Source organism: Flagellimonas onchidii, assembly GCF_004804315.1.
GTDB classification, from domain to species: Bacteria; Bacteroidota; Bacteroidia; order Flavobacteriales; family Flavobacteriaceae; genus Flagellimonas; species Flagellimonas onchidii.
Window position 1 is genome coordinate 16,151 of record NZ_SRXX01000024.1, and the last position, 26,780, is coordinate 42,930.

Annotated in this window: 27 protein-coding genes; 19 read left to right on the forward strand and 8 right to left on the reverse strand. The window is 39.5% G+C overall.

Going from position 1 to position 26,780, the window contains the following annotated elements:
* Positions 1-140 precede the first annotated feature (140 nt).
* The 5 genes from E4661_RS17550 to E4661_RS17565 all read left to right on the forward strand — a co-directional run bounded on the left by E4661_RS17550 (position 141) and on the right by E4661_RS17565 (position 5,851).
* Positions 141-422, forward strand: a complete 282-nt coding sequence (locus E4661_RS17550; protein WP_136468774.1) for a hypothetical protein — start codon at positions 141-143, stop codon at positions 420-422.
* Positions 423-517: 95 nt separating this feature from the next.
* Positions 518-1,810, forward strand: a complete 1,293-nt coding sequence (locus tag E4661_RS17555; protein WP_136468775.1) for an aminopeptidase P family protein — start codon at positions 518-520, stop codon at positions 1,808-1,810.
* A 67-nt stretch (positions 1,811-1,877) separates the two neighbouring features.
* Positions 1,878-2,051, forward strand: a complete 174-nt coding sequence (locus E4661_RS19170; protein ID WP_168796416.1) for a DUF4448 domain-containing protein — start codon at positions 1,878-1,880, stop codon at positions 2,049-2,051.
* 63 nt (positions 2,052-2,114) lie between these two features.
* Positions 2,115-4,379: an amidohydrolase family protein gene (locus E4661_RS17560; RefSeq protein WP_136468776.1), complete on the forward strand. Its 2,265-nt coding sequence runs from the start codon at positions 2,115-2,117 to the stop codon at positions 4,377-4,379.
* A 344-nt stretch (positions 4,380-4,723) separates the two neighbouring features.
* Positions 4,724-5,851: a leucine-rich repeat domain-containing protein gene (locus E4661_RS17565; protein WP_168796417.1), complete on the forward strand. Its 1,128-nt coding sequence runs from the start codon at positions 4,724-4,726 to the stop codon at positions 5,849-5,851.
* Positions 5,852-6,020: 169 nt separating this feature from the next.
* Here E4661_RS17565 and brnQ read toward each other — a convergent pair whose 3' ends face one another.
* Entirely contained in the window at positions 6,021-7,292 is a 1,272-nt protein-coding gene (gene brnQ, locus E4661_RS17570; protein WP_136468778.1) for a branched-chain amino acid transport system II carrier protein, read from the reverse strand.
* Between the two features lie 270 nt (positions 7,293-7,562).
* Between brnQ and E4661_RS17575 the strand changes: the two genes are divergently transcribed.
* Positions 7,563-7,817 carry a hypothetical protein gene (locus tag E4661_RS17575; RefSeq protein ID WP_136468779.1) on the forward strand — a complete coding sequence of 85 codons (255 nt, stop codon included), beginning with the start codon at positions 7,563-7,565 and terminating at the stop codon, positions 7,815-7,817.
* Between the two features lie 125 nt (positions 7,818-7,942).
* On the opposite strand, the gene thiL is transcribed toward E4661_RS17575, so the two are convergent.
* Positions 7,943-8,989 (reverse strand): thiamine-phosphate kinase, encoded by a 1,047-nt coding sequence (gene thiL / locus E4661_RS17580; protein WP_136468780.1) that lies wholly within the window; start codon positions 8,987-8,989, stop codon positions 7,943-7,945.
* A 64-nt stretch (positions 8,990-9,053) separates the two neighbouring features.
* On the opposite strand from thiL, the gene E4661_RS17585 reads away from it, so the two are divergent.
* Positions 9,054-10,313 carry a choice-of-anchor B family protein gene (locus E4661_RS17585; RefSeq protein WP_136468781.1) on the forward strand — a complete coding sequence of 420 codons (1,260 nt, stop codon included), beginning with the start codon at positions 9,054-9,056 and terminating at the stop codon, positions 10,311-10,313.
* A gap of 11 nt (positions 10,314-10,324) precedes the next feature.
* Positions 10,325-11,662 carry a hypothetical protein gene (locus E4661_RS17590; protein WP_136468782.1) on the forward strand — a complete coding sequence of 446 codons (1,338 nt, stop codon included), beginning with the start codon at positions 10,325-10,327 and terminating at the stop codon, positions 11,660-11,662.
* A gap of 3 nt (positions 11,663-11,665) precedes the next feature.
* Here the strand turns inward: E4661_RS17590 and E4661_RS17595 are convergent, their stop codons facing one another.
* Positions 11,666-12,076 carry a DUF302 domain-containing protein gene (locus tag E4661_RS17595; RefSeq protein ID WP_136468783.1) on the reverse strand — a complete coding sequence of 137 codons (411 nt, stop codon included), beginning with the start codon at positions 12,074-12,076 and terminating at the stop codon, positions 11,666-11,668.
* 173 nt (positions 12,077-12,249) lie between these two features.
* Here E4661_RS17595 and E4661_RS17600 point away from each other — a divergent pair, with 173 nt between their 5' ends.
* The 9 genes from E4661_RS17600 (at position 12,250) to E4661_RS17640 (ending at position 19,312) form a co-directional block, all read left to right on the forward strand.
* The gene (locus E4661_RS17600) at positions 12,250-12,579 is read left to right on the forward strand and encodes a HesB/IscA family protein (protein WP_136468784.1); all 330 of its coding nucleotides are present in this window, start codon (positions 12,250-12,252) and stop codon (positions 12,577-12,579) included.
* 33 nt (positions 12,580-12,612) lie between these two features.
* On the forward strand, positions 12,613-14,058 hold the full coding sequence (sufB, locus tag E4661_RS17605; RefSeq protein WP_136468785.1) for a Fe-S cluster assembly protein SufB: 1,446 nt from the start codon (positions 12,613-12,615) through the stop codon (positions 14,056-14,058).
* 14 nt (positions 14,059-14,072) lie between these two features.
* On the forward strand, positions 14,073-14,825 hold the full coding sequence (gene sufC / locus E4661_RS17610; RefSeq protein WP_136468786.1) for a Fe-S cluster assembly ATPase SufC: 753 nt from the start codon (positions 14,073-14,075) through the stop codon (positions 14,823-14,825).
* A gap of 77 nt (positions 14,826-14,902) precedes the next feature.
* Positions 14,903-16,219, forward strand: a complete 1,317-nt coding sequence (gene sufD / locus E4661_RS17615) for a Fe-S cluster assembly protein SufD (RefSeq protein WP_136468787.1) — start codon at positions 14,903-14,905, stop codon at positions 16,217-16,219.
* Positions 16,220-16,254: 35 nt separating this feature from the next.
* On the forward strand, positions 16,255-17,481 hold the full coding sequence (locus E4661_RS17620) for an aminotransferase class V-fold PLP-dependent enzyme (protein ID WP_136468788.1): 1,227 nt from the start codon (positions 16,255-16,257) through the stop codon (positions 17,479-17,481).
* Positions 17,482-17,552: 71 nt separating this feature from the next.
* Positions 17,553-17,975, forward strand: a complete 423-nt coding sequence (locus E4661_RS17625) for a SufE family protein (RefSeq protein WP_136468789.1) — start codon at positions 17,553-17,555, stop codon at positions 17,973-17,975.
* Between the two features lie 6 nt (positions 17,976-17,981).
* On the forward strand, positions 17,982-18,311 hold the full coding sequence (locus E4661_RS17630) for a DUF59 domain-containing protein (RefSeq protein ID WP_136468790.1): 330 nt from the start codon (positions 17,982-17,984) through the stop codon (positions 18,309-18,311).
* Positions 18,312-18,402: 91 nt separating this feature from the next.
* Positions 18,403-18,780: a four helix bundle protein gene (locus E4661_RS17635; RefSeq protein ID WP_168796418.1), complete on the forward strand. Its 378-nt coding sequence runs from the start codon at positions 18,403-18,405 to the stop codon at positions 18,778-18,780.
* Positions 18,781-18,808: 28 nt separating this feature from the next.
* Complete coding sequence (locus E4661_RS17640) at positions 18,809-19,312, forward strand: DUF2480 family protein (RefSeq protein ID WP_136468792.1); 504 nt, start codon at positions 18,809-18,811, stop codon at positions 19,310-19,312.
* 62 nt (positions 19,313-19,374) lie between these two features.
* Here E4661_RS17640 and E4661_RS17645 read toward each other — a convergent pair whose 3' ends face one another.
* The 3 genes from E4661_RS17645 to E4661_RS17655 all read right to left on the reverse strand — a co-directional run bounded on the left by E4661_RS17645 (position 19,375) and on the right by E4661_RS17655 (position 21,960).
* Positions 19,375-20,901: an IPT/TIG domain-containing protein gene (locus E4661_RS17645; protein WP_136468793.1), complete on the reverse strand. Its 1,527-nt coding sequence runs from the start codon at positions 20,899-20,901 to the stop codon at positions 19,375-19,377.
* 205 nt (positions 20,902-21,106) lie between these two features.
* Positions 21,107-21,472, reverse strand: a complete 366-nt coding sequence (locus E4661_RS17650; RefSeq protein ID WP_136468794.1) for an IPT/TIG domain-containing protein — start codon at positions 21,470-21,472, stop codon at positions 21,107-21,109.
* A gap of 125 nt (positions 21,473-21,597) precedes the next feature.
* On the reverse strand, positions 21,598-21,960 hold the full coding sequence (locus tag E4661_RS17655) for an Ig-like domain-containing protein (protein WP_136468795.1): 363 nt from the start codon (positions 21,958-21,960) through the stop codon (positions 21,598-21,600).
* Positions 21,961-22,114: 154 nt separating this feature from the next.
* On the opposite strand from E4661_RS17655, the gene E4661_RS17660 reads away from it, so the two are divergent.
* Positions 22,115-23,047: a DUF3078 domain-containing protein gene (locus E4661_RS17660; RefSeq protein ID WP_136468796.1), complete on the forward strand. Its 933-nt coding sequence runs from the start codon at positions 22,115-22,117 to the stop codon at positions 23,045-23,047.
* A gap of 269 nt (positions 23,048-23,316) precedes the next feature.
* On the opposite strand, the gene hflX is transcribed toward E4661_RS17660, so the two are convergent.
* Complete coding sequence (gene hflX / locus E4661_RS17665) at positions 23,317-24,528, reverse strand: GTPase HflX (RefSeq protein ID WP_136468797.1); 1,212 nt, start codon at positions 24,526-24,528, stop codon at positions 23,317-23,319.
* A gap of 94 nt (positions 24,529-24,622) precedes the next feature.
* On the opposite strand from hflX, the gene E4661_RS17670 reads away from it, so the two are divergent.
* Positions 24,623-25,567 (forward strand): endonuclease/exonuclease/phosphatase family protein, encoded by a 945-nt coding sequence (locus E4661_RS17670; protein ID WP_136468798.1) that lies wholly within the window; start codon positions 24,623-24,625, stop codon positions 25,565-25,567.
* A gap of 136 nt (positions 25,568-25,703) precedes the next feature.
* On the opposite strand, the gene E4661_RS17675 is transcribed toward E4661_RS17670, so the two are convergent.
* Positions 25,704-26,780 (reverse strand): BspA family leucine-rich repeat surface protein (locus E4661_RS17675; RefSeq protein WP_136468799.1); only part of this gene is annotated, 1,077 nt, incomplete at its 5' end.

A 26,780-nucleotide genomic window follows, 5' to 3' on the forward strand; every position in this document is an offset into this window, starting at 1 on the left:
TAAGTAACCGCAAGGGCAAACTGCGGAAACAGAATCATTTAGGATTCAAAATTGATAAAATGAAATTTTATAGCTTCTTATTTTACCATATTCATAAAAAATTGACTATTTTTTATGGATTAACCATTTAAACTATAAATATGGAAGAGTACTTACCGTTGATTATTCAACTTATTTCAGGTGCCGTTGGTGGTAACTTAGCAGCAAAACTTTTACCTAAACTTAATCTGGGGACACTTGGCAACTCCATTTCGGGAATCTTGGGTGGTGGATTGGGTGGATACCTTTTAGGTATGCTCAATCTCGGCACCGATGGAGGAATGGATGTATCAGGAATTATTGGTAGCATTGCTGGTGGTGGCGTTGGCGGTGGTGTTATTATGGCCATTGTTGGGGCGATAAAAGGTGCCATTTCCAAATAAGTGAATTTTTAAAGTATAAAAGGAGCCATAATGGCTCCTTTTTTGTTTGTAGCCGATATTCAAATTTTTACATTTGAAACAAATAGCTTATTTCTATGAAGTATCATCCAATCAGCAACGAACTCTTTATCAAAAACCGCAAAAAATTTGTGGCCCAAATGAAGCCCAAAAGCATTGCGGTATTTAATTCCAATGATATTTATCCAATAAGTGCAGACAGCACCATGGCTTTTGAACAGCACCGAGATATATTTTATTTAAGTGGAGCTGATCAGGAAGAGACCATGCTATTGCTCTTTCCCGATGCTATCGACAAAAAGCATCACGAGATTTTGTTTGTACGAGAGACTAACGAGCATATTGCTGTTTGGGAAGGGGCTAAACTGACCAAAGATCAGGCTACCCAGGTTTCAGGAATTGAAACGATTTATTGGTTGACGGATTTTGACAAAGTGTTTTTTGACTTGATGACGGAAGCCGATACGATTTATTTCAATACCAATGAACATTATCGTCAGGCTGTGGAAACCCAAACCCGCGAAGATCGTTTTATTGAAAAATGCAAAAAAGAGTTTCCGGCACATCAATGGGCAAAGAGCAATCCAATACTTCAAGAAATCAGAGGCGTAAAAGAGCCTGAGGAAATCGCGCTGATGCAACAGGCTTGCGACATTACCGAAAAAGGATTCCGAAGAATTTTGAAGTTCACCAAGCCAGGGGTTTGGGAGTACGAAATGGAAGCGGAGTATTTGCACGAATTTGTTCGAAATAGATCTAAAGGCTTTGCCTATACCCCAATTATTGCAGCAGGGAACAATGCCAATGTATTGCACTACATTGAGAACAACCGACAGCTAAAGGAGGGAGATTTGGTCTTGATGGATGTTGCCGCAGAATATGCGAACTATTCGAGCGACATGACCAGAACCATTCCGGCAAATGGTAAGTTCACCCCTAGGCAAAAAGCAGTTTATAATGCTGTTTTGCATGTAAAGAATGAAGCTACAAAAATGCTTGTTCCAGGAACCCTATGGGCCGAATACCATAAAGAAGTGGGCAAAATAATGACTTCGGAATTATTGGATTTAGGACTTTTGGATAAGGCTGATGTTCAAAATGAAGACCCCAATTGGCCCGCTTACAAAAAATATCTTATGCATGGCACCAGTCATCATATAGGTTTGGATACCCATGATTACGGAGCGTTGAAAACTCCTATGAAGCCCAATATGATCTTTACTGTGGAACCTGGAATTTATATTCCAGAAGAAGGATTTGGCATTCGTTTGGAAGATGATGTGGTCATTCAAGAAAGCGGAGAACCTTTTAACCTGATGCGCAATATTCCGATTGAGGCCGAGGAGATTGAAGAATTGATGAATGGTTGATGGTTCTTAGGGTCATTTCGAACGGTCAGACTGAGCGAAGTGGAGGTAAGAAATCTAAATTTACGTAATGAATAAATTGATTGTTCTTTTACAACAACCCGACATAGAGCAAAAAATGCAGGAAGCGCCGGACAGCGCCTATGAAATTGGGGTTGTTATTGGCTCGTATCTTCCTTTTGTAGTTTTAGTGGGGGTTGCCTATGGGATTTACCATTATAATAAAAAGAAACGAGGGTCTTGACCAATTTATCTGGCCTACATTTTTGGATTAAAAACCTGTTCGCTTATAGGTGCATATGAAATAATGAACAGCATACTCAAAACAATATCACTACTAGCTCTTTTTATTGCCACACAAGGCTGTGCTCAGAAACAAGAACCGACCATACAAGCCTCAAAAGTTGATTTATCAGACTATACCCAAAGTTTTGTTTCTCTTGATACTTCAAAAGTTGCCCTTCTAAATGTTAAGGTATTAGATGGAACGGGAAATCCTTCCAAAGATTCCCAAACTGTACTTATAGAAAATGGAATAATTGCAGCTATAGGAAATACCAATGACATTCCTGTCGAAGTTGATTTTTATCAAATAGATTTAACAGGCAAGACCATCATCCCTGGAATTGTGGGAATGCATAACCATATGAGAATTCCAAGGTCGGCAATGCTCTCAACATCACCAAAGCTATATTTAGCATCCGGTGTAACCGTCATTCAGACATGCGGAACCGGAAATCCTTATGAAGAATTAGCAATTGCAACATCAATTAACAAAGGAGAACAACCAGGACCGGAAATCATTAATTCAGGTCCTTATTTTACTGGACCGAAAGGCAAAACAAATTTTATAAGATTTACTGATGAGGAAACGGTTAGAGACACCATTCGGTATTGGGCAAAAAAAGGAGTGAAATGGTTGAAGGTGTACCGTAATACTAGACCATCAGACTTACAGGTCATTGTTGACGAAGCACACAAAAATAATTTGAAAGTAACTGGGCACCTTTGTGCTACAACGTATTCCGAAGCGGCCGAAATTGGCATTGATGCCATAGAACACGGCTTCATTCACAATTACGACCACGCAACAGAAAGAGAAACTGATGTTTGCTCTGGCAATACCGATTTCAGGACAAATCTTGACATCGAAAGCGATGATGTGAAAAAAGTGCAACAAATACTTATAAAAAACAAAGTTGCTTTAGGTTCAACCCTAGCTATTTTTGAAGCTCAAGCTAACGTCAGGGCTGATGCCAGAGACCTAGAGGTGATGGCCCCATTTCATCAGGATGCATACCACCAACGTAAGATACGTAAACAAGAGCAAGGTGAAGATTGGTACTTTAAAAAGGAATGGTTAACCAAAGCGATGGCATATGAACTTCAATTTTTCAGAAAGGGAGGACTACTGGTAGCAGGTCTCGACCCCGGTCTTCATAATATGCCCGGATTTGGGGACCAAAAGAATTATGAATTATTCATAGAAGCGGGATTTAAACCGGAAGAGGCCGTACAGATTATGACATCTAACGGTGCAAAGCTTTTAGAAAGAGCGGATATCGGTACGATTGAAATGGGCAAAACCGCAAATATTGTAGTCCTTGATGGAGATTTGGAAAGTAACCCAAAAGTTATTCGGGAAGTAGAAACGGTTTTCAAAAATGGAATTGGTTACGACCCAAATAAGCTGATCAATTCGGTAAAGGGGAATGTAGGTTCGGAAACGGACAATGCGATGACCTATTTTGGGCAAAAGCTACCTTTTACAAAACCAGAATTATTTGCACCTAATATTATTTCAAAAGCCGATAGACATGAGTTCGGATGCACGTTATCCAATGATGGAACAGAATTTTATTTCGGGGTAGATAACAATGGGATTATGGAAATCTATTTTTCTAACTTAATAGATGGTGTATGGTCGCCTCAAAAAAAGCTTTTTGAATCCGACTCCATAAGTTATAATGACCCAATGTTATCACCTGACCAAAAAAGATTGTACTTCATATCCAATCGGTCACTTGATGGAAAAAAAACAAAAGAGGATATAGACATATGGTACATAGAGAGAGAAAGCAAAAAATCGGAATGGTCTGAACCCTTTAACTTGGGATTACCCATCAATGGTCCGTTGAACGAATATTATGCTTCTTTCACAAATGATGGCACACTATATTTCTCATCAAAAGATAAATCGGAAGCTGCGCCACGTTATGCTTTTGATATATATCGTTCCGAATTTAAAAATGGACAGTTCATACAGCCAGAAATTTTACCCGAATCCCTAAATACCAATAGATACGAAGCGGATGTGTATATCTCGCCCCAAGAAACTTATATGATTTTTTGCTCCATTCGTAAAAATGGGCTAGGACGCGGTGATCTATACATTAGCTTTAAGGATGAAGCAGGAAATTGGTCCGAAGCCGTAAACATGGGGGAATCCATAAACACGGAAAAGCACGAATTATGCCCTTTTGTAACTGCCGATGGGAAGTATCTTTTTTACACGAGCAATCAAGATATATATTGGATTAGTGCGAGTATATTAGAAAATTACAGAAAATAAAAAATAACATGAGCTATACGCTATGCGGATAATTCGGCATTATAAACTCATATCTAAAACCCCGTGCTTAGCTCAGCCAAGACCTAAAATGCACTCTAAAAACTTACCTTCCCATTTGTCCACTTAAATTACCCAACACAAAAACCTTTAATGCCGGCAACACCCAACCGATGCGATATTCCCTTAAGGGAATACTACGCAGGTCAATTGCAGATAGGGATTGATCAAGCCAAAAGAGGCATTCATTAATTTGCGTTGAATTTTTAAACAGAATTTTCCAAACTTCACTTATCGGACGATATAATTCATTAAAAACAAATCATATCTTAAACGTTACCACACATTTGAAAAAAACGATATTGAGTAAAACAAACTACATACTAATTGTTCTTTTGACTTTAACAAATCTATCAATAGGTCAAAGTATAGAAAGTATTTTTGAAAAGGAATATTCAGATTTCAATGCTAATCCAAATCTTGAAAAACTTGAGGACAGCATAAACGTAAAGTTAAATTCATTAGATAAAGTCCTAAAATATGGAGAGAATAGTTCGCAGGCAAACTTAATCCTTTTTCAATCAAGAATTTTTGAATTGTCAGAAAAGCATTTTACTGATAAAAAAGGTTTAATTCTGACTTGGGGAACGAATGGTAATTGTGGCAGATATGGAGAATGGTTTGATGAAATAACATCAAAGTTTGGTTTCAAATATGCAAGTGTAAATTGTTCGTGCATTGTTGGGAATATTCCAGAGTTAGTTGAAAGTTATAATAAATATTCAACTGAATATCTTAATACAAAATATGGAAAGGATTGGCTGAAAAAAATAGAAAATGAAATACTTACTAAAAAAAGAAAAATTGAATTTGATTACACCGAGGAGGAAATAAAGAAATTGACAGAACTACATCTTGAGGCGAGAGAATTAATCGAATACCCAAAAAAAATAGAGCAATTCTATAATCTGGAAATTTTGTACTTTAATATTAACAATTTAACAGAAATTGATGAATCTATATGCCAACTTAAAAAATTAAAAACTTTAGGGTTACATAGTAATAAATTCAGGGAGTTTCCAAAGGAGATTACTTGTTTAGAAAATCTGAAATATTTAGGAATAGATTTGAATGAACTTAAAAGCATTCCTTCTGAAATAGGAAAATTAAGAAAATTAGAGAAGTTAGTAATCTCACAAAACAAAATAAAAGAACTTCCTATAGAATTCTGTGAATTAGAAAATTTGGAATGGTTCGATATTCGAGAGAATGAACTCTCTGATTTACCAAAAGGTTTTGAAAATTTGAAAAACCTAAAAACCCTAATTCTCTGGGAAAATAAGTTTGAGACAATTCCAAGTTCAGTTTATAAAATGAAAGAACTGGAAAAAATTTCTATAAAATGGGGAAATAATATTTCAGAAGAAGAAATTTCTGAATTACAAAAAGCATTGCCTAACACGAAAATCAAATAAAAACATGTGGTAACAACGTATATATCTCATAGCTATTTAGTTGCTTAATCCAAGTTAAGGCGTATTTGGAAATTGCCAAATTTAAAAATCTGGCTTGTGCTTAATCCGAAAATGATTTTCTAATTTACACACTACAAGCCATATACAAAACCGATAAGTGCACTAGAAATCACTCCCTATTTTGCTGACTGAAATTACCCAACACAAAAACCACCAAAGCGGGCAACACCCAACCCATATGATATTCCCTTAAGGGAATCCAAGAAGTAAAAGAAGCTATTACATCTCCATAACCTATGCTGCCCAAAAAGTCAGGAATACTAAACACAATAGTTGTCAGCACCACCCATTTAAAGATTTTGGGTGAAGCGTATTGCTCGGGAACCACGTTCAAAAGAATCAATACAATTGTGATGGGATAGATGAACATCAAAGCCGGAATGGCCACTGCAATAATATAACCCACATTAAATTGGCCCATTAGTACACCAAGTACGCAACCGATAATTGCGGTTATGACATAAGCTCGTTTGGAATCATTGAATCGGCCTTTTATAAAATCTGCGGTTCCTGTCACTATTCCAACGGCGGTGGTAAAGCATGCTAAACTCACTAAGATACTGAGCAAAAGGGTAGCGGTATTGCCCCAAGTTTTTAAACTGATACCACTTAAAAGTGCTGTACGGGAAACATCTGCATCAAAAGAATTTCCGAACAACGCTCCGGTGAGGATCAATCCTGCATAAATCAAGAATAATCCAAGCCCTGCAAACCAGCCGGCTTTTCTAATCAAGCTTTTCTTGGTTTCATAAGATGCCTTTGTATCTTTTATATTGATGGAAATAATGATCACACCACCCACTACCACGGCACCAATAGCATCAAAAGTCTGGTAACCTTCCAAAACACCATGCGTAAATGGGTTTTTGAATTCGGCAGCTCCAAAATTGAAATCAATATTAAAAATTGCAGCCCCAATAATTAATAGGAGAACTATTAAAATTCCGGGAGTAAGGAACTTGCCAATAACATCAAGAATTTTGGATCGATTAACCACAAAAACATAGACCAGAGCAAAGTAAATGATACTGGTCAACAAAGAAGAGGAATTCCAAATTGGTTGAATCGCCATTTCATGAGTGACCGAAGCAGTTCTTGGAGAAGGCAGTGCAATGGAAATAGCATATATAATATAACAATATACCAAGCTGAATGTGGGAGAGACCTTTTGGGCAAAATCGAACATAGTTCCCTGTAGTTTGGCATGTGCCAATATTCCCAAAATCGGTATTAGAACAGCAGATAAACAAAACCCAATGGCAACCAGCCACCATAAATCACCGGATTTAAAACCTAGCTGAGGTGGAAGAATGAGGTTTCCTGCGCCAAAGAACAACGAAAAAAGTGCGAAAGAAGTAACCGCAATGGTTTTTTTACTCATAAATTGTTAATAAATTTTTGGCAAGATAAATCAAAGTGTTATATTTCAAACAAGTATTTCAACCAGTGAAAATGGCTTTTTGCCGAATATTGTGCATTTCATCGAAAAATGGCATTTCAAAAAAAGTTTGTAAAATAAAAAGTTATTAACACTCGTTGCTTAAGTGATAGTCTAAATGTAAATATTAAAAATTATAAAGTAGAATTACAAAATTTTAGGCATTATCGATCCCCAAATCGTACCAATGCTCCATCCAAACAACACCGGCTTATGAAAACAACCACTACTCCCCATGGCAACAAATTCTCTTCTTTCTTCTGTAACTTGTTCGGGCATCACTACGTAGTATCAAAAAAGGTGACCAAACACATTAAGGAATACAAATGTGTTCATTGTCAAAAACAGGTTACCACCGATGTAAGTGGAAAACTCTCAGCACTGACACCTCAAAGGCGTGACATTAACAGTACTTTGGAGGATATGTACAGAAAAAGACGAGGCAGACAAGTACAACATGTAGCCTAACTCGTTTCTTGTATTCCCTTAAACGATATTTAAGATTATCCCGGAGATTAAGAAGCTGCTAGCTCTATTCAGTCCAGTGCCCCAAGACCGTTTAGGAAGAAAGCTCTTGTTTTCGGGATTTTGTTTTATTCTGAAAACGAATTCCAGCCCTGCGCCGTCAACCCAATTTTTGTATCTCCCCTTGTTATTAAGTGGGCGCCTTCCTGCTTGTCAACCATGTGCCCAATAACCGTTAAATTAGGGTTGGCCTTGATTTTTGGATAATCTGCCTGATCTATAGTAAATAATAGTTCATAGTCCTCACCACCACTAAGAGCAATGGTTGTGGAATCCATTTTAAATTCTTCTGAAGTCGAAATTACCGTGGGGTCTAACGGGATTTTGTCTTCGAACAGATTGCAACCCACTGAACTTTGTTCGCATAAATGCAAAATTTCGGAAGAAAGCCCATCACTTATATCAATCATAGCTGAAGGTTTCACTTCCAATTTTTCAAGAAGTTCCACAATATCTTTTCGGGCTTCAGGCTTCAGTTGCCTTTCCACGATATAGGAATAAGGTTCAAGGTCTGGTTGGCTGTTAGGATTCACTTTAAAAACTTCTTTTTCCCGTTCCAAAACTTGAAGTCCCAAATAAGCACCACCCAAATCACCGGTCACCACCAAAAGATCATTGGTTTTTGCACCACTTCTCATTACTATTTCATCTTTCTCAGCCACTCCAATGGCCGTAACGCTAATCAGCATCCCTTTGGTTGAGGAGGTAGTATCCCCGCCGACCAAATCCACATTGTACATTTTACAGGCCAAAGCCATTCCGGCATAAAATTCTTCTAGAGCCTCTAAGGGAAATCTGTTGGAGACCGCAATCGAAACCGTAATCTGGGTAGCTTTTGCATTCATTGCATATATGTCCGAAAGATTTACAACAACCGATTTATATCCCAAATGCTTTAAAGGCATATAGCTTAAATCGAAATGCACACCCTCCACCAGTAGATCTGTGGACACCACAGTTTTTTTTTCGCCAAAATCCAAAATAGCGGCATCGTCTCCTATGCCATGCACTGAGGATTCATGTTTCAACTCAAAATGCTGGGTCAGGTGTTTGATCAATCCAAATTCCCCCAAATTTTCCAAGGAAGTCCGTTGCGGACTTTTATCTTCTAACATTCCGCAAAAATAGCTAGGATAATTATAAGTTGTATCTTTAGTTAAAACTTAAAATTGCTATCATATGCCAAGAGTTGTTCTTCAAATAGTTCTTGTGGTGTTCATAGCTTTTGGATGCTCCAGCGATAATGGTGACGGTAATAATCCAGGAAATAGTAATGGCAACCAAGGCCAAGACATAGGAACGGGAGAAGTTGCCCGAGGAGCTACTCCATGTGAAAGTGGAATGGCGGCCATTTACCCTTGCGATGGATATGATCTTTTATTTCAAATGGATTTAACCTCGTTCGCGGCTGATGGAGGAAATGATATTTGGGGTTGGACTGACTCCTCAACCAATAACGAATATGCTGTTGTTGGCCTTGATAATGGAACCGCTTTTGTTGACATCACTGATGAAGAAAACCCAGTTTACCTTGGCAAATTGCCAACGGCTACTGTGCCCAGTGGATGGAGAGATGTTAAAGTATATGGAGATTTTGCTTTGATAGTCTCAGAAGCTGCTGGTCATGGCATGCAAATTTTTGATTTGAAAAGATTGAGAAATGTCACCAATCCGCCACAAGAGTTTACTGCGGATGCTCGCTATACAGGAATTGGAAATGCACATAATGTGGTGGTGAACGAATCAGTAGGATTTGCATACCCTGTGGGAACTGCTAGAAACGATGCTTTCAACGGAGGAGTTCATTTTGTGGATATTCAAAACCCCACGAGTCCTAATGGTGTTGGGGGATATGGAACCAATGGTTATACACATGATGCTCAAGTCGTAACGTATAATGGGCCTGATACTGATTATACGGGGAGTGAAATTTTCATCGGAGCGAATGAAAACCTGATAGCCGTCGTGGATATTACAGATAAGTCTAACCCTAGTCAAATCAGTACTATAAATTACAGCAATATAGGGTATACCCACCAAGGATGGTTCACCGATGACCACAGGTACTTTATACTTGGAGATGAATTGGATGAGACCGACTTTGGATTTAATTCTCGAACCTTGATTTTTGATATGACCGATTTGGACGCCCCGCAATTGCATACCACGTACACTGGCCCCACAGCAGCAATAGATCATAATGGCTATGTGGTTGGCGATGAGTTTTTTCTTGCAAACTATACAGCTGGGATGAGGGTCTTGGATATTTCGGATATTGAAAACCAAAACATTACTGAAAAAGCTTTCTTTGACACTTACCCATCAAACAACACGGCCAGCTTCAATGGGGTTTGGAGCGTGTATCCATTTTTTAGCAGCGGTAAGATTATCATAAACGATATCAACTCGGGATTGTTCGTAGTGCAAAAATCAAATTAACCAAATCTTTTATGAAGCATATATTGAGGTTTCTGCTATCTGTTGTTGTCCTTTCATGCTCAAATGACAAGGATCAAGATATGATGGAGCCTATCACCTTCTTGGGAGAAGTGGATTGGGTCAAAAACTATGGCGGCTCAGGGGAAGACACTGCTCAATCAGTCATTCAAACAGCAGATGGGGGGTATGCAGTTTTAGGGTTCAGTAACAGTATGGATGGGGATATCGTTGGAAAGACCACAAACGTAAATGACTATTGGTTGCTGAAACTGGATACCGAGGGCAATTTAATATGGAACAAAACCTACGGAGGAAGTAAGGATGATCGTGGGCAGTCTGTTGTCCAAACCAAGGATGGAGGATATGCAATCGTAGGATATGCGATGAGTGATGACGGTGATGGAAGCAATAATGAAGGCTTTCATGATAATTGGATTTTGCGGTTAGATGCCAATGGCAACATCCTTTGGGAAAAGAGTTTTGGCTTTTCGGGACATGACCATTCCTATGATGTGGTGCAGACCGATGATGGTGGATTTTTCTTTTCCGGCTTTTTGGATGTAACCTCTTCCGGTGGAGAAGGAAACACGGGTAAAGGAAGTTACCTGACTCGGCACGGTGTTGGGGAGTTTTGGGGAACAAAATTGGATGCAAACGGCAATCTGCAATGGCGAAGATATTTTGGAGGCACAAACAATGACCGTTCGTATGGAGTGGTTCAATCCGATGATGGGGGGTTTGTTCTTGCAGGTTCTTCGGAAAGCGACGATTTTGACATTACTGACCCTAAAGGGAGTTATGATTTCTGGGCGCTTAAAGTAAGCGCTTCGGGTGTGCTTCAATGGCAGAAATCTTTTGGAGGAACGGGAATTGACAAAGCATATGACATTGCCAAAACCAATGACAATGCTTATGTGATTGTTGGAAATACCTTCAGCACCGATACTGATATTACAAAAAACAATGGCGAGTCGGATGTTTGGCTCATCAAAATTGATGACAATGGAAATCTGATTTGGGAAAAGAACTATGGTGGCACATTGTTCGATGCAGCCAGAGGGGTTAATCTGACAGCAGATGGCGGCTTTGTCATTGCTGGGAATTCTAAAAGTATCGATGTTGATGTTGCCGAAAATCTAGGTGAAAACGACCTTTGGATTATCAAAACAGATGCCCAGGGAAATGCTGAATATCAAAAAACATTTGGAGGGTCAGGCATTGATTTTGGGTTTGATGCCATTCAAAACGACGAAGGAAGCCTAATTTTAGTGGGTGAAACAGCCAGTAATGACTTTCCCGAACTCCAATCCAAAGGGTTGACCGACCTTGTGGTCATCAAAATCAAATAATTGCTACTGGGTCGCCTTTTGGCTTATACTTGATAGTGCTTTGGATACCAATTCCGCAATGTCATCCTTATTGGTAATATGATGTCGTTTCAATAGATAGTTAGGGTCATTATAGGTTAGAAAAACCTTTCCTTCTGTATCTTCCCAAACCAATATTTTTTGAGGCAGGTCAATTGCGATAGTCCTCGACGACTGCATTAAAGGAGTTCCAAGATTTGGGTTTCCAAATAGAATCAGTTTAGTTTTTGGAAGCTTTAAACCTACCCTTTTAGCATTACTGCTGTGGTCAACTTCAGCAAGTATTCCAATTTTCGGATTGTTTTCCAACACATCCCGTACGAGTTGATAGGTTTTTTCAAAAGATTGCACACTAGTTAACTGAATAAGACCTTGATTTGATTCTTGACTACTCATTTTAAAAAAGATTGATTTTGTTCAATGATTGAATATTCAACTTAAAACAGAGCAGTAGTCGCTAAAAATAGAGAAACCTTATTGTAAGATTCGTTATTATAATGTTAGGAAGTGAGGTAAAACGCCACTAAAGACCTATATTTGTAGGCTATTTAGAATAAATCCAAGTAAGAATGATTAAAGTTTCAGAAACTGCCAAACAAAAAGTGGTGACTTTGATGACAGAAGAAGGCTTTGACGCTGCTACGGACTTCGTTCGTGTAGGAGTGAAGAGCGGGGGTTGTAGTGGATTGTCTTATGAGTTAAATTTTGATAAAGCAGCTTCAGAAACCGACAAGGTTTTTGAAGATAACGCGGTGAGGATTATCGTTGATAAAAAGAGCTTTTTATACCTAGTTGGCACCACTTTGGAGTATTCGGGCGGATTAAACGGAAAAGGATTTGTTTTCAACAACCCAAATGCACAGAGAACCTGCGGTTGCGGAGAAAGTTTTTCATTGTAAAATTGACCATTGGTCATTGATCAATTGAGCACTATGGCTTATACAGAGGAAGAATTAAAAAAAGAACTGGAGACCAAGGAATACGAGTATGGTTTCTATACCGATATTGAATCTGAGACCTTTCCCAAGGGGTTAAGCGAGGATATTGTTATTGCCATTTCACAGAAAAAGCAAGAGCCAGAATGGATGACCGAATGGCGTTTGGAAGCTTTTCGGGTTTGGAAGGAGATGGAAGAGCCAGAATGGGCCAATGTTACTTATGAAAAACCAAATTTTCAGGACATTTCTTATTATTCGGCTCCAAATAAAAAGCCCAAATACAACAGTTTGGATGAGGTAGATCCCGAACTGCTGGAAACTTTCAAAAAATTAGGCATCTCTTTGGATGAACAAAAGAAATTGGCCGGAGTGGCAGTGGACATCGTGATGGATTCGGTTTCCGTGGCGACCACTTTTAAAAAGACACTTGCGGAAAAGGGGATTATCTTTTGTTCCATTTCGGAGGCTATTCAAGAACATCCTGAGCTCGTCAAAAAATATATTGGAACTGTGGTTCCACAAAAGGACAACTTTTATGCAGCTTTAAATTCCGCAGTATTTTCCGATGGATCATTTTGCTACATTCCAAAAGGGGTGCGTTGTCCAATGGAGTTATCCACATACTTCCGTATTAATCAAGCCGGAACAGGTCAGTTTGAAAGAACCCTTGTCATTGCCGATGAAGGAAGTTATGTAAGTTATTTGGAAGGGTGCACCGCACCATCTCGAGATGAAAACCAATTGCATGCCGCTGTGGTAGAGTTAATTGCCTTAGATGATGCCGAAATCAAATATTCTACAGTTCAAAATTGGTTCCCTGGCGATAAAGAAGGAAAAGGAGGAGTATTCAATTTTGTGACCAAGCGTGGAATCTGCGAGAAAAACGCTAAGATTTCTTGGACCCAGGTTGAAACCGGATCAGCGGTAACTTGGAAATACCCATCTTGTGTATTGAAGGGTGATAATTCAATCGGCGAATTCTATTCCATCGCGGTGACCAATAATTTTCAGCAGGCCGATACCGGAACTAAGATGATTCATTTAGGAAAGAACACCAAGAGTACCATCATTTCTAAAGGAATTTCTGCTGGACAATCGCAAAACAGCTATCGGGGATTGGTACAGGTAAACAGTAGGGCCGAAAATGCCCGGAACTTTTCACAATGTGACTCCCTGTTGATGGGGAATAGATGTGGAGCCCACACTTTCCCATATATAGAAGCAAAAAATAAGACCGCCCAAATTGAACATGAGGCCACAACCAGTAAAATTGGTGAGGATCAGATTTTCTATTGCAACCAAAGAGGTATCGATACCGAAAAAGCAATAGCGCTGATCGTGAACGGGTTCAGTAAGGAGGTATTGAATAAACTCCCTATGGAGTTTGCTGTAGAAGCACAAAAATTATTGGAAATAAGCCTTGAAGGCTCTGTAGGATAAAAAATAAAATAAGAATGCTAGAAATAAAAAATTTACACGCAAGCGTTGAGGATAAAAAGATCTTGAAAGGGATTAACCTCGAAGTAAATGCAGGAGAGGTACACGCCATTATGGGGCCAAACGGTTCGGGAAAAAGTACGCTCGCTTCAGTGATAGCAGGAAAAGAAGAATTCGAGATAAAGAAGGGAAGCATAGCTTTGGATGGTGAAGATTTGGAAGAATTGGCTCCCGAAGAAAGAGCGCACCAAGGTATATTCCTTTCATTCCAATACCCAGTGGAGATTCCCGGGGTTACGGTAACCAATTTTATGAAGACCGCCATCAATGAATCTAGAAAAGCTAAAGGTTTGGAGGATATGCCCGCCAACCAAATGCTAAAATTGATTCGTGAGAAATCAGAATTGTTGGAAATCGATAGAAAATTTTTATCCCGTTCCTTAAATGAAGGGTTCTCAGGTGGGGAGAAAAAACGAAACGAGATTTTCCAAATGGCGATGATGGAACCCAAGTTGGCCATTTTGGATGAAACAGATTCTGGATTGGACATTGATGCGCTTCGTATTGTAGCCAATGGAGTAAACAAATTACGAGGAAAGGACAATGCCATTATCGTGATTACCCACTATCAGAGATTGTTGGAGTACATAGTCCCAGACTTTGTTCACGTACTGCACGATGGTAAGATTGTAAAGTCGGGAACAAAAGAATTGGCTCTCGAACTGGAAGAAAAAGGATACGACTGGATAAAGCAGGAAACGGTAGTATAAAAGAGGTAAGATTTCAGAAGTCAGATATCAGGAAACTGACAACTGACAACTGGAAGCTGACAACTGAACAATGAAAAATGGATTTAAAAGATAAATTACTTTCTTCGTTTATAGCTTTCGAGAACAATGTGGACTTGAACCACCCTGTGCATGAAATCCGTTCCGAAGCCATAAAGAATTTTGAGGCTAAAGGATTTCCCTCCAAAAAGGAGGAAGCATGGAAATACACCTCATTGAACAGTATCCAAAAGATGGATTTCAGTGTTTTTCCAAAACAGGAAACCACATTGGATTATAAGGACATAAAAAAATACTTCCTTCATGAAATAGATACCTATAAGATTGTATTTATTGATGGGGTTTATAGTTCATACCTCTCTGAGACAACCCATGACGGAGTAGATGTATGTTTGATGAGCTCAGCGTTCAACAAACCCATGTATCGACAGATTATTGAGCTTTATTTTAATAAAGTGGCATCCAAGGATGAATCTTTGACCACTTTGAATACTGCTTTTAGCAAAGAAGGGGCTTATATCTATATCCCGAAGAACAAGGCTCCAAGAAAACCGATACAAATACTAAACTTTGCCACAGGAAATGAAGCGGCTTTAATGTTGCAGCCACGTAATTTGGTTATTGTTGAAGAAAATGCCGAGGTTCAGATTATTGAAAGGCACCAGAGTTTGACCGAAAATGAGGTTTTTACCAATTCGGTTGCCGAAATCTTTGCAGCTAAGGATGCCATTGTCGATTACTATAAGGTTCAAAATGATAGGGACAATGCTTCTTTAATAGACAACACCTATATCTCCCAGAAAAATAACAGCGTGGTTCGTGTCCATACCTTCTCTTTTGGTGGAAAGTTGACACGGAACAACCTAAATTTTTATCAAAATGGAGAGCGTATTGATTCTACCCTTAAGGGCGTGACCATTTTAGGCGAAAAACAGCATGTGGATCACCATACTTTGGTACATCATGCACAGCCTAACTGCGAAAGCCATCAGGATTATAAAGGAATTTTTGGTGAAAAATCCACGGGTGTTTTCAACGGGAAAATCATAGTGGATAAAATTGCCCAGAAAACCAATGCCTTCCAGCAGAACAACAATATTTTGATTAGCGATAAGGCTACCATCAATACCAAACCCCAATTGGAAATTTTTGCGGATGATGTAAAATGCTCCCACGGATGTACCATTGGGCAATTGGATGAAGATGCTTTGTTCTATTTACAATCGAGAGGGATTCCAAAAAAGGAGGCTACCGCATTGTTGATGTATGCTTTTGCCAATAATGTCTTGGAAAGCGTTCGTATTCCTGAGCTGAAGACCAGAATCAATAAGATTATTGCCAACAAGTTGGGTGTTCGAGTAGGGTTTGAGCTCTAGGTTAATCGACACACAAAGACTAATCCCTGGTAAAAATGGTGCAATCAACATTGGACATACAAACAATTCGTAAAGACTTTCCCATTTTAAATCGAAAGGTAAATGGGCAACCTTTGGTGTATTTGGACAATGCGGCTACTTCGCAGACACCCCAACAGGTGATAAATGTAATTGTTGATTACTACCATGGTTACAATGCCAATATCCATAGAGGTGTACATAGTCTTTCCCAAGAGGCTACAGATGCATATGAAGCGGCGCGTGGGAAAATCCAAAAACATTTCAATATTGCAAAACCATATGAAGTTATTCTGACTTCAGGTACCACTCACAGCATAAATTTGGTGGCCAATGGGTTTTCTTCTTTTATAAAAGAAGGAGATGAAATTTTGGTGTCTGCAATGGAACACCACTCCAATATTGTGCCGTGGCAAATGCTTTGTGAAAGAACAGGTGGGGTTTTGAAAGTAATTCCTATGAACCAAAATGGGGAGTTGGTCATGGAGGAATACCATGCCTTACTTTCTGAAAAGACCAAACTGGTTTTCTGCAACCACGTTTCGAATGCTTTGGGAACTATAAATCCTATTGAAGAAATTATTGAGGCAGCCCACAAAGTTGGAGCTGCTGTTTTAATAGATGGTGCACAAGCTGCTGCCCATATCAAACCTGATTTGCAAGCCTTAGACGTGGATTTCTACACAGTTTCCGCTCATAAAATGTGTGGCCCTACTGGAGTAGGAATGTTGTATGGCAAAGAAGAATGGTTAAAAAAGCTACCTCCGTACCAAGGTGGTGGTGAAATGATTGAAGAGGTCACTTTTGAAAAGACCACCTATGCTGATTTACCACATAAATTTGAGGCAGGAACTCCGAATATTTGTGGGGGCATAGCTTTTGGTGCGGCATTGGATTATATGAATTCCATAGGATTTAATGCGATTGCACAGTATGAAGATGAGTTGATTCGCTATGCTACCAAACATTTATTGGAAATTGAGGGATTGCGAATTTATGGAACCGCTGAGCATAAGACCTCCGTCATTTCATTTAATATAGAAGGCATCCATCCCTATGACATCGGAACCATTTTGGACAAATTGGGGATTGCCGTGCGTACCGGTCACCATTGTGCACAACCTATCATGGATTTTTACGAAATCCCGGGTACGGTAAGGGCCAGTTTTAGCTTTTATAACACTAAAGAAGAGGTAGATGTTTTGGTAGCAGGGGTGAAGCGAGCCAAAAACATGCTTCAATAGCCAGAAGTTATCTTTCTCTTAAAGGTTTGATTAGCAATAGCCCGAGTTGTACTTTTGAACAAAATTGAAACATGACCATAGTAGAGATTCAGGAAGAAATTGTAGATGAGTTTTCCATGTTCGACGATTGGATGCAGCGGTATGAATACATGATTGAGTTGGGAAAATCATTGCCGTTGATAGCGGAGCAATACAAAACTGAGGATAACATTATAAAAGGGTGCCAGAGCAAGGTTTGGGTGCATGCCGAGCTTGATGACGATAAACTGGTTTTTACTGCAGATAGTGACGCCATTATCACCAAAGGAATTATCGCCATCTTGATTCGTGCCTTCAGCAACCAGAAACCACAGGATATTATCGATGCAGATACGGATTTTATTGATGATATCGGACTTAAAGAGCATTTGTCTCCTACCCGCGCTAACGGTTTGGTAAGTATGGTAAAGCAGTTGAAATTGTACGCCATTGCCTATCAGACCCAATTAAATTAAATAGTAATGAGCGAAGAAATCACCATAGACACACAAGAACTCGGAGAGAAAATCGTAAGAGTACTCAAGACCATTTATGACCCGGAGATTCCGGTGGATATTTATGAATTGGGATTGATTTATGATGTGTTCGTGAATGAAGACAGCGATGTCAAGATCTTGATGACCCTTACTACGCCAAACTGCCCAGTAGCAGAAACCCTGCCGGTTGAGGTTGAGGAAAAGGTGAAATCCCTTGATGAGTTAAATGACGTTGAAGTGGAAATAACCTTTGACCCTCCTTGGACGCAGGAATTGATGAGTGAGGAAGCGAAATTGGAGTTGGGATTGTTGTAAATAAGAAATCAGATGTCTGAGCTCTGATATCGGACATCAGAAATCTGACATCTAAAATAAGAAAGCGATATCATAACCTCGGGTATCTCAAATGGTAATTACTATCATGGATAAGGGGTTTGAACAGATTATTTCTTGGAAGAAAGCAAGAAAATTAAACCAAGAGATTTATAGATTAACGAAGCAAAAAGCTTTTTCGAAAGACTTTGCACTAAGAGATCAGGTAAGAAGAGCGTCCATTTCAATTTCTTCCAATATTGCTGAAGGCTATGGAAGAAAAACAAACAAAGAGTTTATTTATTTCTTAAATGTTGCTAAAGCTTCATGTTATGAAGTAAAATCTCAACTCTATTTAGCTTTAGACGTAGATTATGTTGAGGTGGATGAGTTTGAAGAAGTTTATGGTATTTGTGATGAAATTTCAAAAACCATTCATGGGTTGATTAAACATCTAGAAAGCAAACTCTGACATCTGATATCTGATAACTGAACAACTTATGTCTGAAATAAAAAATCGCGTAGCGGAGAGCAAACTGATCACCTTTGACTTAGAGGAATTGTATCCAAAAGGCCGAAGAGAAGTTCTGGATATTAAAGATTGGCTTTACGAAGGCATTATTTTAAGGGAGAAGGAATTCCGTGGGGCATTGGAAGGTTATGATTGGTCTAGCTATAAGGATGCTTATGTAGCTTTGACCTGTTCTACCGATGCCATTGTTCCTGGATGGGCGTTTCTGTTGGTCGCATCCAAACTACAACCCTATGCTCGAAAAGTTGTTGTTGGGAGTCTTGAGGATTTGGAAACCTCACTTTACCAACAAATTCTGGAAGATTTGGATATTTCACAGTTCAAGGATAAACCCATCATCATTAAAGGATGTTCCAACAAACCCATTCCGGAAAATGCCTACATCATGGCGATGTCCAAAATCCAAGAAGTTGCCAAAAGTGTGATGTATGGTGAGGCTTGTTCTGCTGTTCCATTGTTTAAAAAGAAATAAAAAAACAAAACCCCGACCTTTTCGATCAGGGTTTATCCCTTTAAATTCTCAATATTGTTGAACTATTTTACAAAAACCGAGAGTACGGCCGATTCTTCAGCTCCCTCGGTAAGTTCAAGTGCTATAGGTTCTGTATTTTTCCAAACACTCGCTTTGGGAATCGCTCCTTCGTATACACTTCCTCCTACATAAACATCCCCATCATAAATGTATACCGAAGATGCTGCTGACCCAATGCCATATTCAGTAGGAGAGGCATTTTTCCAAACAACAGCTTGGTCTTCATCCTCCGTATTTCCATATACTATACCCGCAACATAAACATCTTCTTCCTTCACAAATATGGAATAGGCCTCAGAATCCATAACATCATCCGTTAAATCAATGACTTGTCCATTTATCCATATTTTGGCCACACTATTTTCATTTTCTCCTTCTTCATAACCTGCTATGTATATATCAGAGCCGTTGGCATATAATGCTTGAGCCCGCCCGTGATACAACCCTTCGGTCAAATCTTCTTGAACCATATCTCTCCATAATTTTGGTGTACCATTTTCCTGTTGCTCACTTTCTTCAAATCCGGCAGTATATACTCCCGTTTCGTTTACAGAGATTCCATATGCTTGAGATCCTACCCCACCATCCATTAGTGAAGCATACGTTTCCCCATTTTTCCAAATTTTAGCTATGGCAATCTCATCTTCGTCAGTTTCGCTACCTGCTACATACACATCTCCATTATATACATAAATGGAATGGGCATTGCCATAATTGCTTGGGTCAGACAATGTATATAATAGTTCTCCGTTTTTCCATACTTTGGCCGAAGGGAGCTCATTGTCGTTTTCTTCAATACCGCTTACATAGATATCCATACCGTCAACAAACACAGATGTTGCACCTGCAAATTTGGTGTCATCGGTAAGACTTGTAGCCACACCATTTTTCCAAAATTTAGCGACTGACGTGCCATTGACTTCTTCATATCCTACGGCAAACACACTTGGACTTACTTTTACAATACAATTTGTGCTTACCTCTTCGCTTATAAAAGCAGTAACATGGGCGCTTCCTTCTGCTACGCCAGTAATTTTTCCGTTGTCATCCACTATGGCGATACTTTCATCATCTGAGCTCCAAACAATATCTTCAACATTTACGTTTCCTGTAATGGAAACTTCGAGGGTTTCACTGTCCAAGGTAAATAGCTCCACGGTATTTTTATTTAAGGAAATACCAGCATGGTCAGTACTTTCAGTAACCGTAAACGTTCCGGCAGTATCTGTCTTGCCATCCACCGTTACACTTATGGCTCCCGTAATGGCCCCTTCGGGCACTGTGATAAAGATCTCGGTCTCTTTGGCGCTGGTCACCGTGGCAACCGTGTTTCCAATTTTTACGGTATTGTCCGCTGCTGTGCTGCTAAAGTTTTTCCCTGTTATCCAGATAGTTTCACCAACCGGGCCTTCGGTAGGACTAAAGCTTGTAATGTCGGGGGCGTTTTCAGGATTGGCCGGATCTTCATCCTTGCTACACGAAAAAACCAATAAACAAAATGCTATTGGCAAAAGCATTATTTTTTTCATGACTTAAGATTTGTGGTTAAACCCCAAAGGAAAAACCAAAAAAGCTATTGAGACCCAGTCAATTGACGGATGCCCCTTTTGGATTGACGGATAGATAAAATACAATCATACACTGTCAGTCGGAGGAGTGTAGAAAAGTAAAACCCTGACCATCGAATCAGGGTTCATATTTTTCGAACCCTCAACCTTGAAAGGGTCTATGCATTTATTTAAGGATATTCCAGAGTGAGTTGCTTTCAATAACAGTAAAGGTCTCAGCTGTATCCGTTTTACCGTCAACGGTGATGCTTATTGGTCCGGTGGTGGCCCCTTCGGGCACGGTGATAAAGATTTCGGTCCCTTTGGCGCTCTTCACCGTGGCAACGGTATTTCCAATCTTTACGATATTGTCGGTTACAGTACTGCCGAAGTTCTTGCCCATTATCCAGACAGTTTCCCCAACTCGACCTTCCAGTGGACGGAAGATTATAATCTCTGGCTTTGCTACTACCAGTTCTATTGGGGTGTTATCTTTTCCGCAAGAAAAAATCAATAAGCAAAATGCTATTGGCAAAAGCAATATTTTTTTCATGACTTAAGTTTGTGGTTAAACCCCAAAGGAATATCTAAAAACCCCGTTTGGATTAGGTCAATTGACGGATGCCCATTATCAATTGACCTATGGGCACTTTGAGGTGATGCGTTTTTGTTTCCCTTCTACTGATATCTATGTAAATCTTTTACTTTGTTATTATTGGGTTCAATTACAACAGTACAGGTGCCAGATGCCTTTCCAACGGAGGCGGTAAGAGAAACAACTCCCCCTTTAAGAGCTGTTACCTTGCCTTTATCATCTACTGTGGCTATTTGTGGATCTGAGGATTTCCATACAACGGATCCTGGGTTTCCATTGCCCGTAACCGTTGCGACCAAGATATAGGTGTCGTTGACTTCTAAACCCAAAACAGTGGTATTTAGAGTAATTAAAGTTGCATTGGGATCTTCGTAATTATCCTCTTTTGCACAACCTAACCATAAAACCATGAGCAATAAAAAGGAGAAGTAGGTGTTCTTTTTCATTTTGAATTGATTTGGAAATTTATTCGGGCAAGAACATTAAAAAAGCGCTATGCCAACATGCAGAATTGACGAAACCCTGCTTTCAATTGACGGTTGGCGTTTTTTCACAGTGACATTTTTTATTTTTGCGTTTCTAAACACAAAACTCCATACTATGAAAAAACTACTTTTTGCTTCGGCAATGCTCTTGTGCTCTGTTGCGATATTGGCTCAGACCGAAGAAGAATTAAAAGCCCATATTGCCCCCAAAAAAGACTCCATTGCGGCCATTCAAGGTCGTGTAAATGCCCTTCAGGCCCAGTTAGACGCCCTTCCGGGCTGGAAAGTGGGTGCTTTTGGAACTATTGGCGGAAGCTTTTCAGGGTTCAACAATTGGTTTTCGCAAGGAATTCCTAACAACAGTTCTGGAACCATTGGATTTACAGTAAATGCATTTGCCAACCAACAAGAGGAAAAATTCTTTTGGCGAAACGCCATGAACATCAACCTAAACTGGGTGAAATTAGATGATAAAGATGACCCCAATGATGAAGACGGTTTTCGAGAGTCAACAGATGTATTCAACATCTCCTCTCTTTATGGTTATAAGTTAAACGACAAGTTTGCCGTTTCGACCATGGGAGAGTACCGAACCACCATTTTGAGCAATTTTAATGATCCCGGCTATTTAGATGTTGGTGTTGGTGGTACCTGGACGCCCATTACAGATTTAGTAGTTGTCATACATCCGCTGAACTATAATTTTGTGTTTAGTAATGAGGATACGATTTTTAATTCTTCGCTTGGTGCAAAGATTGTTGCGGATTATACCAAGCAAATTGGTGCGGTAAGCTTTAAGAGCAACTTGTCAATGTTCCAAAGCTATGAAAGTGGAGATTTGAGCAACTGGACATGGACCAATTCCTTTGCTTACACCTTATGGAAGGTCATCGGTGTTGGATTTGATTTTGGACTGCGTAACAACAAGCAAGAAACGCTCAATTATGTCGTGAACAATGCCCCCAATCCAGATCCAAATGCTACTTTCGATACCATCGATAACGAGTTGCAGACGTATTGGACTTTGGGGTTGAGTTATTCGTTCTAAAAATTACCATTCAAAAAATAAAAAAGCCCCGGAATTCCGGGGCTTTTTTATGGGGTTAAATACGAAATTTGGGGTGTATTCAAAACCAAGTTATAAGTAGGTTAAGTTTATAGTGACTTGGCCGTAACACTTTCGTTTAAAAACAATATGAAAGTAGTTTTTCTGTGGTTAGAGCCTAAATTTTTGTTGTGAACGGTCAAAAAGTTGTGGTAGAAATTGTTAACGATTGTATTTCATCGGAAAACCAAAACACATCGTCTAAAGCGCTTTTAATAACCATCTAGGTTTTCTGGATACAAAAAGTTGTTGTACGGAAACCGGGTCACATGAATATCCCGGACTTCGCTGTATACACGCTCCCTAAAATCATCTAAATTTTCTTTGTTCAGTGCCGAAATAAATAGTGCCCTGTCACCTATTTTATTGTACCAGGTTTTCTTCCATTCATCCAAAGTAAAATGCGCTTCCGTTTTTTCCGTTACCAAATCATCTTCATCTATGGTTTCAGGTTGGTACTGATCAATTTTATTGAAGACCATAATGGTCTTTTTATCCGCGCTTTTGATCTCGTCCAAAATTTGGTTCACTGAAGCGATGTGTTCCTCGAAATTAGGGTGCGATATATCCACCACATGCAACAACAGGTCCGCCTCACGGACCTCATCCAAAGTACTTTTAAAACTTTCTACCAATTGTGTGGGTAGTTTTCGGATAAATCCTACCGTATCACTTAACAAAAAGGGAAGGTTTCCTATCACAACTTTGCGAACCGTGGTATCCAAAGTCGCAAAGAGTTTGTTCTCGGCAAAAACGTCGCTCTTGCTAATGACATTCATTAAGGTGGATTTACCAACATTCGTGTATCCAACTAAAGCGACCCTTACCAAAGCCCCTCGGTTACCTCGCTGGGTTTCCATCTGGCGGTCAATTTTGGTAAGTTTCTTTTTTAAAAGGGCAATTCGGTCACGAACAATACGTCTATCCGTTTCAATCTCGGTTTCCCCTGGTCCCCTCATCCCAATACCACCACGTTGTCGTTCCAAGTGCGTCCAAAGACCTGTCAATCGAGGTAAAAGATATTCGTATTGGGCGAGTTCTACCTGGGTACGGGCATAACTGGTCTTGGCCCGTTGGGCAAAAATGTCCAGAATCAAACTGGTTCGGTCCAAAATTTTGCACTTGAGGATTTTTTCGATATTGTTCTGCTGTGCGGGTGAAAGTTCGTCATCAAAAATCACCGAACCGATTTCATTGCTCTTCACAAACCTTTCCACTTCCTCCATCTTACCGCTTCCAATATAGGTTTTTGGGTTGGGTACATCCATACGTTGCATAAAACGATTGGTAACCTCACCACCCGCGGTGTAGGTAAGAAACTCCAATTCGTCCAAATACTCCTTTACCTTATGCTCATCCTGCTCACGGTTGATTACCCCGATAAGCACCGCCTTTTCATAATTGGTGACCTTCTTTTCTAACATTGAATCAAATAAAATGCAAATCTAATCAATGTTTACGAAGCGGTTTTGTACATTGGATTTTTATACCTTTAGAAATACACTAAACCATTTTACATTGAGCATCTTAAAAGACCGGTACACCATTGCCTTTTATAACCTTGAGAACTTTTTTGATACCACCAATGACCCATATACCTTGGATGACGACTTTACACCCGAGGGAAGAAAGGCATGGAACGAAACCAAATTTGGAAAGAAGGTAAAAAAAATGGCCAAGGCCATTGCACAGATAGGATTGGAAGAAAGCGAGCACCCTCCAGTGCTTATTGGTGTAGCCGAAGTGGAGAACAAAAAAGTAATCGAGGCTTTATTGGGCGCAAAAACACTTAGAGATGAGGATTATTCCTATGTACATTTTGATTCCCCAGATGAGCGCGGAATCGATACCGCCCTGATTTATCACCAAAAGCATTTTAAGGTGTTGGATGCTGAAACCATACCATTGATGATACATGAAGAGGACGGAGACCGGGATTTGACCCGGGATATTTTATATGTTCATGGGCAATTGCACCAAGAAGAGGTTCATGTTTTTGTGAACCACTGGCCTTCTAGAAGGGATGGTGCAGATGAAACCCAACACAAACGAATCAAAGCTGCAGAGACCATCATACAAAAATTGAACACTTTGGAGGTTGAGAATCCCAATTATATTATTATGGGGGATTTTAATGATGATCCAAACTCAGAGAGTATCCAACGATTAATGGAAACTGGTTTGTTCATCAACCCGATGCAAAAGTTGTTGTCTCCTGATTCGGGCAGTGCCAACTATAAGGGTGAATGGAGTCTGTTTGATCAAATTTTGATTTCCCATAGTTTTCTCAATTATGAAGAAGGCACTCATAGCTTTAAAAAGGCCAATGTGTTTTCACCTCATTTTCTAAAGGAATGGAAAGGCAAATACAAGGGCAATCCGTTCAGAACTTTTGTTGGGAAAAAGTACTTGGGTGGCTATAGTGATCACTTTCCTGTCTATGTGATTTTGAAGGAGAACTAGTGTTCTTTTTTGGACATCAGACATCAGACGACTGACTTCTGACTGCTGAGGTCTGACCACTGATTTGAATAAAAAGAAACACCGCAAACCCAAGCCTACGGTGCTTTTATTATAATGATTTTCCGAGCTGTAATTATTAATCAGGGCAGTTAACAGGCTCGTCACCTTCAATATTCCAATTTAAATCCAATAAGGCTTGTCTTGCCTCTAAAACTCCTTGAATATTTTGACAATATCCCATTCCTTGTTGATCGGAAAAGTCCAAACCCTGTGGTATCTGCGTTTCGCCTTGATTTAAAGTGGCCCAGCCTACCAAGGTGGCACTATAGTTTTCATCGGACATTCCAGAGTTTTTGAACATCCCGTCTATATCGGTTACGTTTAGGACATTCCATTCACTTAAATTCCCTTGAAATTTATATGCACCAGCGAACATGGTGTTCATATTAGTTACCTTTTCAGTATTCCAATTACTAAGGTCTCCATTAAAATTGTCTGCACTATAAAACATTTGACTCATGTTGATCACATTCTCGGTATTCCAAGTTTCAAGCCCCTGACCGGTAAAGAACTCTGCACCTGAAAACATATTCTGCATAGTAGTTACCTTTTCAGTATTCCAATTACTAAGATCTCCATTAAAATTACTTGCTCCTGAAAACATACGCTCCATATCAATCACATTGGCGGTGTTCCAATCGTTTAAATTTCCGTCAAATAAGGTACAATCTTGAAACATTCTTGACATATTGGTCACTAGGGACATATTAGGTTTATTTGCTCCTGTTACATTATAAACCATACTAGTGCATAATCTGAATGCACTGTTCATAGATTGCCATTGAATAGCCCCCCATTGTTCAATACTCTTAAGCTTAGCACGTAATTCCACGTTAACCCCTGTCATTTTAATAGCAGGAAAATCACCATAAATCGCTACCGTGTGAACACCAGAATCTTCGTAAATATGAATAAAATTACTTTTTTCAGAGATACTCCTTTGCTCCACAGTACCATCGCCCCAATCCACTGTAAAATCATAAGTGTAATTAGGGTCTATGCCAATAGCAATTTTTTCATTGGCCATAGTGGTCTCCCAAGTGGTCACAAAGGAGTTTGGGTCTTCTGCCAGGGTTTCAACAATGTTCTTAACGGTAATGGCCACACCGATATCCGCGGTAAGCTCCCCGTCGCTGATCTGTACAACTATGTT